Source organism: Burkholderia sp. HAN2018, assembly GCF_024704855.1.
GTDB lineage: Bacteria > Pseudomonadota > Gammaproteobacteria > Burkholderiales > Burkholderiaceae > Burkholderia > Burkholderia cepacia.
Window position 1 is genome coordinate 1 of record NZ_QOBB01000073.1, and the last position, 11,833, is coordinate 11,833.

11 protein-coding genes and 1 pseudogene are annotated in these 11,833 nt (G+C 66.0%); 8 read left to right on the forward strand and 4 right to left on the reverse strand.

The features are described from left to right. Positions 1–151: 151 nt before the first annotated feature. From DPV74_RS19475 to hutC, 8 genes and pseudogenes are all read left to right on the forward strand, one after another. Positions 152–598, forward strand: coding sequence for a DoxX family protein (locus tag DPV74_RS19475; protein ID WP_119337800.1), 447 nt, complete (start codon positions 152–154; stop codon positions 596–598). 145 nt (positions 599–743) lie between these two features. Further along, a pseudogene (locus tag DPV74_RS19480) lies at positions 744–946 on the forward strand (glyoxalase); the annotation flags it as partial. Between the two features lie 511 nt (positions 947–1,457). Continuing rightward, on the forward strand, positions 1,458–2,348 hold the full coding sequence (locus DPV74_RS19485; RefSeq protein ID WP_217445044.1) for a transporter substrate-binding domain-containing protein: 891 nt from the start codon (positions 1,458–1,460) through the stop codon (positions 2,346–2,348). Positions 2,349–2,440: 92 nt separating this feature from the next. After that, on the forward strand, positions 2,441–3,163 hold the full coding sequence (locus DPV74_RS19490) for an ABC transporter permease (protein WP_021158294.1): 723 nt from the start codon (positions 2,441–2,443) through the stop codon (positions 3,161–3,163). A gap of 12 nt (positions 3,164–3,175) precedes the next feature. Next, on the forward strand, positions 3,176–3,922 hold the full coding sequence (locus DPV74_RS19495) for an ABC transporter permease (protein WP_027792650.1): 747 nt from the start codon (positions 3,176–3,178) through the stop codon (positions 3,920–3,922). A 27-nt stretch (positions 3,923–3,949) separates the two neighbouring features. Continuing rightward, positions 3,950–4,741 (forward strand): ABC transporter ATP-binding protein, encoded by a 792-nt coding sequence (locus DPV74_RS19500; protein ID WP_021158296.1) that lies wholly within the window; start codon positions 3,950–3,952, stop codon positions 4,739–4,741. A 7-nt stretch (positions 4,742–4,748) separates the two neighbouring features. After that, on the forward strand, positions 4,749–6,242 hold the full coding sequence (gene hutH / locus DPV74_RS19505) for a histidine ammonia-lyase (protein WP_119337801.1): 1,494 nt from the start codon (positions 4,749–4,751) through the stop codon (positions 6,240–6,242). A 63-nt stretch (positions 6,243–6,305) separates the two neighbouring features. Next, complete coding sequence (hutC, locus tag DPV74_RS19510; protein WP_119337802.1) at positions 6,306–7,061, forward strand: histidine utilization repressor; 756 nt, start codon at positions 6,306–6,308, stop codon at positions 7,059–7,061. A gap of 162 nt (positions 7,062–7,223) precedes the next feature. Here hutC and DPV74_RS19515 read toward each other — a convergent pair whose 3' ends face one another. The 4 genes from DPV74_RS19515 to DPV74_RS19530 all read right to left on the reverse strand — a co-directional run bounded on the left by DPV74_RS19515 (position 7,224) and on the right by DPV74_RS19530 (position 11,597). Further along, a complete protein-coding gene (locus tag DPV74_RS19515) occupies positions 7,224–7,970 on the reverse strand; it encodes an SDR family NAD(P)-dependent oxidoreductase (protein ID WP_060084685.1) in 747 nt (248 codons plus the stop codon). Between the two features lie 159 nt (positions 7,971–8,129). Next, a complete protein-coding gene (locus DPV74_RS19520; protein WP_021156918.1) occupies positions 8,130–8,771 on the reverse strand; it encodes an HD domain-containing protein in 642 nt (213 codons plus the stop codon). A 67-nt stretch (positions 8,772–8,838) separates the two neighbouring features. Continuing rightward, entirely contained in the window at positions 8,839–10,308 is a 1,470-nt protein-coding gene (locus DPV74_RS19525; protein WP_119337803.1) for a catalase, read from the reverse strand. A gap of 356 nt (positions 10,309–10,664) precedes the next feature. Next, positions 10,665–11,597, reverse strand: a complete 933-nt coding sequence (locus DPV74_RS19530) for an AraC family transcriptional regulator (RefSeq protein ID WP_119337804.1) — start codon at positions 11,595–11,597, stop codon at positions 10,665–10,667. Between the last annotated feature and the right edge of the window lie 236 nt (positions 11,598–11,833).

Consider the following 11,833-nt stretch of genomic DNA (forward strand, 5'->3'; position numbering starts at 1 on the left):
CGCGCGGCGGCGGCCGCCGCGATGTGCGGCTGCGCGAATGCGTGCAACGTGCACCAGCATGCGCACGCGAGCGCGTGGGGCAGCGCATTGCCGACGTCGGACACGAAGGGCTTCTGGGGCGCGTTCGGCTGTTCCTGCTGGGCGGTCTGACATGGCGACGACAACCGGCCGGTACAGCCCCGCGTGGATCCGTGCGCTGCTCGCGCAGCCGTGGATCGGCGCGCTGGTTCGACTTGCACTCGTGTCCGCCTTTCTGATCGGCGGGATCAACAAGGCGATGCACTTCGACGCAGCAATCGCGGAGCAGGCGCATTTCGGTTTGCACCCGCCCGCGTTGTGGGCTGCACTGGCGGTCGTCGTCGAGATCGGCGGTTCGCTGTGCATCGTGTTTCGCCGCTTCACGTGGCTCGGCGCCGGCGGCCTCGGCATGCTGACGCTCGTCGCGATGGCGGTGGCGAACGACTTCTGGAACCAGACGGGCGCCGCGCGTTTCATGGCGCTCAACAGCTTCTTCGAGCATCTCGGGCTGATCGCGGCGCTCGTCCTCGTCACGATGCTCGGCGACGTGCGAAGCGGGGAAGGGGACGGACGAAGCTGATCGTCTGCTGTCCGGACGATTGCAACAGGAAGGAGCGGCGATCACGAAGCACGTTCATTCGACATGCCCGGCGCCGATGTAGGCAGGCGGCTTCCGCGCCGCACGCACGGCGTTCGCGGCGTGGCCGAAACCCTTCGTCGTACCGGCGCCGACGCTCGCGGTCGGGCCGCATGACGACACGGCGCACGTGCACGCGGCGCCCGCCCGAGGAATTCGACCGTTTCACCGACCGCTTCGTCGCCACGTACGGCGGCAGCAAGTCGAAGCGGGGGCGTGTTCCAGGTGACGCCGACGTATGGTCAGACCATTTCCCGGCTCGTCTTCACGCCGTGCCGCGCGATTTCGGTACTTGCCAATATGCGGGAAACGTCGTGCATCCGGCACTGACGTCAGCAACGGGGCACGCCCCCACCCGAACACCGGCCCATCGGCCGCACTGATCCCATTGCAGGCTGCGCAAGCGGCCACGATCCAGGCCTGCCTTCCTGATGACCGACAGCGCAAGCGGCGCCACGGTTCATCGATCCCGGCCAAACCAGCGCCCGAGACAATCGATCGAGCATGAACCGGCGTTCCGGTCAGTGCCCCGCTTTGCGCGAGGTCGAGTTGCCCGCCGCCGCATGTCGCGCGGCAAGCGTCGAGTGATCGAATTCAAAATTTGTCTAGTCATCCTGGCGATTTGTCCATTCATCTTGCACCAAACGTGTGCCCGAATTCCCTGCAAAGAGGCGCGTCAGAGCCCCGTATTTAGGGGATTTCCCGCGTTTACGCGGTTTTTTTTGATCAACGCTTGTCCGGCCGTTTTTCTTCTTGCATGCTTGTATAGACAAATTCCTGAGGCGTCTTGCAGACCGAAGGGATGACGAACTTCAACGCAAGGAGAAATCTCGTGAACGGCAAGCGCATCAAGTGGGCAATCAGGACGATCGGCGCGATCGCGGCGGCTGCGGCGACCCTCGCCGCGCCGGTGCAGGCAAAGGAATGGAAGACGGTGACGGTGGCGCTCGAAGGCGGCTACGCGCCGTGGAACCTCACGCTGCCGGGCGGCAAGCTCGGCGGCTTCGAACCGGAGCTGCTCGCCAACGTGTGCGAGCGGATCAAGGTCCAGTGCAACATGGTCGCGCAGGACTGGGACGGGATGATTCCGGGCCTGCAGGCCGGCAAGTTCGACATCCTGATGGATGCGATCTCGATCACGCCGGAGCGCGAGAAGATCCTGCTGTTCTCGCGTCCGTATGCGGCCACGCCCGCGACGTTCGCCGTCACCGATACGAAGATCCTGCCGAAGGCCGCGCCCGGCGCGCCGATCGTCAAGCTGACCGGCGACGCGAATGCGGACAAGGCAACCGTCGATGCGCTGCGCAAGCAGTTGAAGGGCAAGACGATCGGCATCCAGTCGGGCACCGTCTATACGAAGTTCATCAACGACGGCTTCAAGGACATCGCGTCGATCCGCGTATACAAGACGTCGCCCGAGCGCGATCTCGACCTCGTCGCCGGTCGCATCGACGCATCGTTCGACGACGTCACGTACTACGCGGCGAACACCGGGAAGAAGGAGAACGCGTCGATCGTGCTCGCGGGCCCGAAGCTCGGCGGCCCGATCTGGGGGCCGGGCGAGGGCCTCGCGTTCCGCAAGCAGGATGCCGACCTGAAGACGAAGTTCGACGCGGCGATCGGCGCGGCACTCGCGGACGGCACCGTGAAGAAACTCGCCGACAAGTGGTTCAAGACCGACGTCACGCCGTAAGCACACGCGCGGCCGCCGCTGCATGAGCGACCCGACGGTCGCGCAGCGGCGCGCATCCTGCCGATCCACTCAACGCTTGCCGGGAGGCACGCATGGCCATCCTTGAAATGCTGGGCTTCGGAACCGAAGGCTGGGGCGGCGTCCTGCTGCTCGCGGCGCTGATGACGATCGCGCTGACGCTCGCCGCGCTCGCGGTCGGTGCCGTGATCGGCGCCGGCATCGCAGCCGCGAAACTGTCACGCCACCGCAGCGCGCGCGTGCTCGGCGACCTCTACACGACCGTGTTTCGCGGCGTGCCCGAACTGCTCGTGATCTACCTGTTCTATTTCGGCGGCTCGACGCTCGTCACGACCGTCGGCCAGTGGTTCGGCGCGGAAGGCTTCATCGGCGTGCCGCCGTTCGTGATCGGCGCGCTGGCGGTCGGGATGATCTCGGGCGCGTACCAGGCCGAGGTGTATCGCGCGGCCGTGCTGGCCGTGTCGAAGGGCGAGCTCGAAGCGGCGCGCTCGATCGGCATGCCGCGAAGCATGGTGCTGCGCCGCATCCTGATTCCGCAGGTGCTGCGTTTCGCGCTGCCCGGCATCGGCAACGTGTGGCAACTGAGCCTCAAGGACTCCGCCCTGATCTCGGTCACCGGGCTCGCCGAGCTGCTGCGCACCAGCCAGATCGCCGCGAACTCGACGCACCAGTATTTCGTGTTCTTCGTCGCGGGCGGGGCGCTCTATCTCGTGATGACGGGCCTGTCGAACCGCGTGTTCAACCGGGCGGAAGCGATCGTCGGCCGCTCGTTCCGCCGCAATTTCGCACGCAACTGACGGAGCGATCGCATGTCCATCGATTTCGACTTTCTCCTCGACACGCTGCGCCAGCTGCTCGCGGCCGTGCCGACCACGCTCGGCCTGTTCTTCGCATCGCTCGTGCTCGGCGGCCTGCTGTCGCTCGTCATCGTCACGATGCGCGTGTCGCCGCACTGGCTGCCGAACCGCTTCGCGCGTGCGTACATCCTCGTGTTTCGCGGCTCGCCGCTGCTGATCCAGATGTTCCTCGTGTACTACGGGCTCGGCCAGTTCGGCGTGATCCGCGAGAGCTTCATGTGGCCGCTGCTGCGCGAACCGTATGTGTGCGCGGTGCTGTCCCTCGCGCTGTGCACGGCCGGCTATACGGCCGAAATCCTGCGCGGCGGCTTGATGGCCGTGCCGGTCGGGCAGATCGAGGCCGGTTATTCGATCGGCCTGTCGGGCTTCGCGCTGCTGCGTCGCGTGATCGGCCCGATCGCGCTGCGCCAGTGCCTGCCCGCGTATTCGACCGAAGCCGTGCTGCTCGTCAAGTCGACCGCGCTGGCGAGCCTCGTCACCGTGTGGGAAGTGACGGGCGTCGCGCAGCAGATCATTCAACAGACCTACCGGACGACCGAGGTGTTCGTGTGCGCGGCCCTCATCTACCTGGGCCTGAACTTCATTGTCGTGCGCGTGCTCGGCGCGCTCGAATGGCGGCTGTCGGGCCACCTGCGCGCGCCGAAGCAGACCGGCGCGCCGGCCGCGGCCGCGCGCGACGCCCGGCGCGTCGCGTCCTGAGCGCATCCATCCTTCCAGGAGAATCCGATGAACACCGCTGCTCCCGTTGCCCTGTCGGTCAGGAACATCCACAAGTCGTTCGGCGATCACCACGTGCTGAAGGGCATTTCGCTCGACGCGCACGAAGGCGACGTGATCTCGATCCTCGGCGCGAGCGGCTCGGGCAAGAGCACGTTCCTGCGCTGCCTGAACCTGCTCGAAACGCCCGACGACGGCACTGTCGCGCTCGCCGGCGAGGAACTGAAGATGAAGCGCGCGCGCGACGGCAAGCTGCAGCCGGGCGACCGGCGCCAGGTCGACCGGATCCGCTCGCAGCTCGGGATGGTGTTCCAGAACTTCAACCTGTGGTCGCACATGACGGTGCTCGACAACCTCGTCGAAGGCCCGCTGCGCGTGCAGAAGCGCAGTCGCGCCGAAGCGGTCGAGGAAGCCGAGGCGCTCCTCGCGCGCGTCGGCCTCGCGGACAAGCGCGGCTACTATCCGGCGCACCTGTCGGGCGGCCAGCAGCAGCGTGTCGCGATCGCCCGTGCGCTCGCGATGCATCCGAAGGTGATGCTGTTCGACGAACCGACGTCGGCGCTCGATCCGGAACTGGTCGGCGAGGTGCTGCGCGTGATGCGTTCGCTCGCCGAGGAAGGGCGCACGATGCTGGTCGTCACGCACGAAATGGGTTTCGCACGCCACGTGTCGAATCGCGTGATGTTCCTGCATCAGGGCGAGGTCGACTCGGACGGCACGCCCGGCGACCTGTTCGGCGGCCAGTGCTCGGAGCGCTTCCGGCAGTTCGTGTCGAGCCATCACGACCGCGCCGCGAACTGAGGCCATCATGACCGTATTCCGTTCGGCAAGGCCGCTCGACTGGCGGCAGATCGCGGAGGTGGCCGCCGGCGAACCGCTGGCGCTCACGGACGAAGCGCGCGTGCGCGTCGCCGCGGCACGCGAGCTCGTCGATGAAATCGTCACGCGCGGCATCCGCGCGTACGGCGTCAACACCGGCGTCGGCGCGCTGTGCAACGTGATCGTGTCGCCGGCGCAGCAGAGCACGCTGTCGCGCAACATCCTGATGAGCCACGCGGTCGGCGTCGGCGCGCCGCTCGGCGCGGCGGAAACGCGCGCGATCATCGCGGCGGCGATCAACAATTACGCGCACGGGCATTCCGGCGTGCGCGCCGATGTCGTCGACCAGCTCGTCGCGCTGCTCGAACACGATTGCCTGCCGGAGGTGCCGGCGCACGGGTCGGTCGGGTATCTGACGCATATGGCGCACGTCGCGCTCGTCTGCATCGGTCACGGCCATGCGCGCCACCGCGGCGAGCGGATGCGCGGCGACGAAGCGTTGCGCCGCATCGGCCGCGAACCGCTGGTGCTCGGTGCGAAGGAGGGGCTGAGCCTCGTCAACGGCACGCCGTGCGTGACGGGGCTGGCCGCGCTCGCGCTCGCCCGCGCGGAGCGGCTGCTCGACTGGGCCGACTGGGTCGCGGCGATGAGCTTCGAGAACCTCGGCGGACAGCTGGCCTCCTTCGATCCGGCATCGCTCGCGCTACGCGTTTCGCCCGGCATCGGGCAGGTCGGCGCGCGGCTGCGCGCGCTGCTCGCCGACAGCGGGATGCTCGGCGCGGCGAGCGGCCGGCATACGCAGGATCCGCTCAGCCTGCGCACGATTCCGCATGTGCACGGCGCGGCACGCGACGTATTCGCCGTGACGGCGGAAGTGGTCGATCGCGAACTGGCGTCCGTCACCGACAACCCGATCGTCGCCGGCACGCGCGACGAACCGGCCGTCCATTCGCAGGCGCATGCGGTCGGCGCCGGCATTGCGCTCGCGATGGACAGCCTCGCGGCCGCGATGGCCCAGGTCGCGGCAATCGCCGAACGGCGTCTCGACCGTCTCGTCAATCCGCTCGTCAGCGGGCTGCCGGCGTTTCTCGCGACGCCGGGCGGCACGTGCTCCGGCTTCATGATCGCGCAGTACACGGCAGTCGCCCTCGTCGCGCAGAACCAGCGGCTCGCGGCGCCCGCGAGCCTCGACGGCGGCATCACGTCGGGGCTGCAGGAAGATCACCTGTGCCATGCGACGCCGGCGGCGCTGAAGGCGCTCGACATCATCGAGAACACGACGCGCGTGCTCGCGATCGAGATGCTGGCGGCCGCACAGGCGTACGATCTGCAGGCGAACGGCGCGGCGCGGGCCGCGCCCACCGATACGTTGTGGCGGCACGTGCGCGAACGCGTGCCCGCGTACCAGGACGACCGGCCGCTCGCGGACGACATCGCGATCGCGACCGGCATCGTCTCAGGGATGCCGCCGCCGGTGCTGTGACGTCGGGTGACGGGGGCGGTGGCGGGTTATCTGGACATCTAATAATCATTCGGGCGAGGGCGCATGAACCATACGGAACGACACCTTTCCGCCGGGCTGGCGGTCGCGTCGGGCGACGACGTGCCGGCGCGCGCGCTGCCGGCCTACCAGCAGATCAAGCGCTACGTCGTCGAGCGGATCGCGAAAGGCGACTGGAAACCCGGCGGGGCGATTCCGACCGAAGCCGAACTGGTCAAGGAGTTCGGCGTCGCGCGGATGACGGTGTCGCGTGCGCTGCGCGAGCTGACCGCCGAGCGCGTGCTGACCCGCATCCAGGGCGCGGGCACGTTCGTCGAACGGCGGCATTACGAATCGACGGTGCTGGAAATCCGCAACATCGCGGACGAGATCGCAGAGCGCGGCCATCGGCACAGCGGGCGCGTGCTGCTGCTCGAAAACAGCGACGATCCGGAGGCGATCGAAGCGCTCGGGCTGCGCTCGGGGCCGGTGTTCCATTCGCGTATCGTGCATTACGAGGACGACGAGCCGATCCAGTTCGAGGATCGCTACGTGAACCCGGCGCTGTTTCCCGCGTATCTGGAACAGGACTTCACGGTCGAGACGCCGAATCACTATATGGTGCGGCTCGCGCCGATCCAGCGTGCGGAGTTCCGGATCTATGCGCAAAAGCCCGATGCGCAGGTGCGCCGGCATCTGGTGATGGAAATCGGCGAGCCGTGCTTGTTGCTCCGGCGGCGGACCTGGGTCGGTGAACAGGTCGCGACGTCGGTGCGGTTGTGGCATCCGGCTTCGCGGTTTCATTTGGCGGGGAGGGTGTAGGGGGGCGGCCGGGGTTAGCCGGAAAGTGTGCCGGTTACCAAACCGTATCGTTGGCAGACTCACGCGGCAACCCGCTGAACCGCGGGCGATCCGGAACGACCGTCACATTTCTGTTTGTCGATGTCGAGGCCGACGGTACGCCCGCGGTTTCGCGAACCTGCGTCAGCGCATGCCGCCACTGGCGACGATGTGCTCGCCCGTCAGCCACTTTGCGTCGTCGGAAGCGAGGAAAACCGCAATCGATGCGACGTCGTCCGGTCTGCCCACGCGCCCGAGCGGCGTCTGGCTGACCGCCGAATGCTCGAACTCCGATCCGATCACCCCGGCGCTTTGCGCGCCTTCGGTCACGATCACGCCCGGATTGATCGTGTTCACGCGAATTCCTCGTGGCCCGAGTTCACGCGCGAGCGCGCCAGTGATGGAATCCACCGCGCCTTTCGTGCCGCTGTAGACGGCGGTCGTCGCCGGTGTGAGCGTCGAGACGACCGAGCTGACATTGATGATGCTGGCGCCTTCGCCGAGGTGCTGGACGGCGGCCTGTGTCGTGAGCAGGACCCCGAGCACGTTGATGTCGAACTGCCTGCGGTATTGCGCTTCCGTGAATGCTTCGATCGGCGCGAACTCGTAGACGCCCGAGTTGTTGACGAGGATGTCGAGGCGGCCGTACGTTTCGATCGCCGCATCGACGATGCCTTTCGCGTCGGCCGCCTTCGACACGTCGCCGCCCACGGCAACGGCTTTCCCACCGGCCGTGGTGACGGCGGACACGACGTCGTCCGCGCCGGCCTTGCTGCTTGCGTAGTTCACGACGACCGACGCGCCTTCTGCCGCGAGCGCCTTGGCGATGGCGGCGCCGATACCCTTCGACGCACCGGTTACAACGGCCACTTTCCCTGCAAGCTTGCCCATGATGTTCACCTCAGTGTGAATGATTCCGTTGATGGACACCGGCCTGCCGTCTCGCACGACGCGATCGCCGGTGTTTTCTGCCTATGCGGACCTGCATACGGACGCGATCGGTTGGCGCGGCGCGACTGGCCGGGCATCGATGCGCGGGACACGGCATCGTCAACCCGGCCATGCCGAATTGCGGATGACGGAACAGAAGTTGCCCCGATGGAAATGAGGCTCCTTGTCGGCGATCACGTCGGCTTTCACGTTGCCGAACGTGGTCTCCGGTTTGTGCTTGATGCCGTTGTAGAACGCCTGAATGATCTCTTCCTTGAAGTGCGGCGGGCGCGGATGCGCACGCGTGACGGCTTCGCGTTCCTCGTGCGAGAACGCGTGGTACGAAAGTCCGAGCACATCCATCTCGACCCCGGCGGTCACCAGTGCGACAACCGGGTGCATATGGCGCGGAATGCCGGGCGTGGTATGCAGCGCAATGGCCGTCCAGACGAGATCGATGTCGGCCGCGGTGATGCCCCGGCCCGAGAGAAACTCGCGGGCCGCATTGGCTCCGTCGACTTCAAAGCGTTCGGTGGCGCTGCTGTACGCACCGGTGAGGCCGATGTCATGGAACATCGCCCCCGCGTACAACAGTTCCGGATCGAATTTAAGGCCGCGGCGCGCGCCCTCCAGGGCGCCGAACAAATAGACGCGGCTCGAATGATGAAAGAGCAGCGGGGTGGACGTGTCGCGCACGAACTCGGTAATTTCCCGCGCAAGCTGACTGTCGGGCACGGCGACATCCTGAATGACCTGCGACATGACGGTTCTCCATCGAAATGGTGAGCGGACGCTGGCGTCGTGGCGGACGCCGCACGCGAATGGCCGGCTACTTCGTGGCAGTCGTTGCCCCGATTCTTGCCAGCGCCTCGCGAACGCCCGCGCCGTACTCGGGGTCGGCCTTCGCGCAATTGAGGATGTGGCGCTCCTGGATATGCGCGTGGACGGAGGCCATCTGGCGAGCGGTGTTGTCGAACAGCAATTGTTGTTGCGCCTGGCTCATCAGGCGAAACAGATTCCCGGGCTGCGCGAAGTGATCGACGTCCACGCGGTGGTCCCAATGTGCGGCATCGCCTTCGATCCGCAGCGGCGGCTCGTGAAGGTCGGGCCGTACTTCCCACTCGCCGGAACTGTTCGGGTAGTAGGACGGTGTGCCGCCGAGGTTGTCGTCGGTGCGCATGGCGCCATCGCGGTGGTAGCTGTGGAAGGGGCACTTCGGCGCATTGACGGGAATGTGATTGAAGTTCACGCCCAGCCGATAACGTTGCGTGTCGCCATAAGAGAACAGCCGCGCCTGCAGCATCTTGTCCGGCGAAAAGCCGATGCCGGGCACGACGTTCGCGGGCGAAAACGCCGCCTGCTCGACCTCGGCGAAGTAGTTGCCCGGGTTGCGGTTCAATTCGAGCACGCCTGCCTCGATCAACGGGAAATCGCTTTTCGGCCAGACCTTGGTCAGGTCGAACGGGTTGAACGGCAGTGCCCTGGCCTCGTCGTCGTTCATCACCTGAATGAAGAGAGTCCAGCGCGGGAAGTCGCCGCGTTCGATGCTTTCGTAAAGGTCGCGGCCATGCGTTTCGCGATCCTTGCCCACGAGCTGTTCGGCTTCGCCGTCGGTCAGATTCGCGATGCCTTGCTGCGTACGGAAGTGGAATTTCACCCACGTCCGCCGATTGTCGGCATCGACGAGGCTGAACGTATGGCTGCCGAATCCATGCATGTGACGATAGCTGCGGGGTATGCCCCTGTCGCTCATGACGATCGTGACCTGGTGAAGCGCTTCCGGCAGGAGCGTCCAGAAGTCCCAGTTGCTGTTTGCGCTGCGCAGTCCCGTGCGCGGGTCGCGCTTGATCGCGTGGTTGAGATCGGGAAAACGCAGCGGGTCACGGAAAAAGAACACGGGCGTGTTGTTGCCCACGATGTCCCAGTTCCCTTCTTCCGTATAGAACTTCACAGCGAAGCCGCGGATGTCGCGCTCGGCATCCGCGGCGCCGCGCTCGCCGGCGACGGTCGAAAAGCGCATGAATACCGGCGTTGCCTTGCCGATTTCCGAAAAGAGTTTCGCCTTGGTGTAGCGCGTGATGTCGTGCGTCACCGTGAATACGCCGTGCGCGCCCGATCCTTTGGCGTGCATGCGTCGTTCGGGAATGACCTCGCGGTCGAAGTGCGCGAGTTTCTCGATCAGCCAGATATCCTGCAGCAGCGCGGGACCGCGCGGGCCGGCCGTTTCGATGTTCAGATTGTCGGCAACGGGTGCACCCGTTGCGTGATCAAGACGCGTAGACGTATCGCGATTCTTCATGCGTCGACTCCAGGAGGGTTGGGCGGACCGGCGCAGCGCCATGCCGTTCCGGGCTGGCGGCCGCGCGAGGCTTGACGGGCAAATCAACGTGCTATCTCGGCAGGTGCGCCGAAATGAAACGGCCGGACCGCGATGGCCACCCGTTCAACGAGTGACGAGCCGCGGAGGCATCGACGAGTCGATGTGAGAGAAGCGTACCTGCGGGGTGGCCGCGCGATCTTGTATAAAACAACGATTCGTTGGACGATTCGCGGGCGACCGTCGCATACCGGGGGGCAGTGGCTGAATTCGGATCAGGAGGCGGCGGATCGAGCTGACACACATGCGCCGCCCGTGACGTTTGCACCTGTCCGGTGCTATCGGTTCCGCTGCGCCCAGTCTTTCGGCCCGCATCCCTCGAGACGCGAGAACACGCGCGAAAAATGACTCTGGTCGAAAAATCCGCAGTCCGATGCGATGCTGGCCAGGCTCGCATCGGTTGCCCGCAACAGCGATTTCGCGCGCTCGATACGGCGCTTGAGCAGCCACTGATGGGGCGTGCTGCCGGTGGTCTGCTTGAAGGCTTCGCCGAAGTAGCTGGTGGAGAGATTGCACTCGCGTGCGAGATCGGCGATCGACGGATTGTCGTGCAGGTGGGACGCGAAATAATCCTCGATGCGCCGCATCTGCCAAGGAGCGAGTCCGGAGCGGCGTGGCCGGAGCACCGGATCGGCTCGGCCATAGCGTGTGACGACGTGTTCGCAAAACGCCAGCGCGAGGTAATCGATGAACAACGCACTCGTCAGGTCGGGCTGCTGCAGGACCGCCTGCAGCGTATGCGACAGACTGAACAGCACCGGGTCGCTGGCGCCGAGATGCGGCTGCACGAGTCCTCCTATGCGCCGGCGCCGCTTTTGATCGGTGAACTCCTCGATCGCACCCTGGGCCAGATAGAGCCGCATGGTATCGAACGGCATGTCGAGACGGCGCGTCGGGCTCGCGCGCAGGTCGAGCAGATAACAGCTGCCGGGACTGCACGATGCGGAAGCATCGAGGTTGCCGCTTGAATAACGGAGGCCGGGATCGGGGCCGAGTATCAGCGGCATCTGGAAGACAAAAGCTTCCTCCGGTTGCGGCGTGAGCGAGCGCCCCGGTTGAGGCCGCGGGTTGATCAACCGGGTGAACGAGATCGGTTGCCCGTGGGAGAAAACGCCGGCCCGTACGGTGGGCGCATCTCGCAGGAGAAACCGTCTGGCGAGCGTGTCGTCTGCAACGGGTTGCCCGAAATCGACAGGATCCTTGTCGTTCATTCATCGCGCCCTGGAGTGCGCCCGTTCGGGCGTGTTGTGCCTTTACCCGACGGCGTGTTCAAACGAAATCTGGCCCAATTTAGCGCAATTCGATGACGGCCGCGCGATGGGTGTTGTGACGCGCGAGACGCTGTCCGATTGCGGGCGCGACGCGCACTGCAATGGCGCGGTTCGCACTCGCGCGAACCCGGAAAGTGTGCGGGTTTCGTTGCACGCGCCAATGCTGGGCGGCTTCG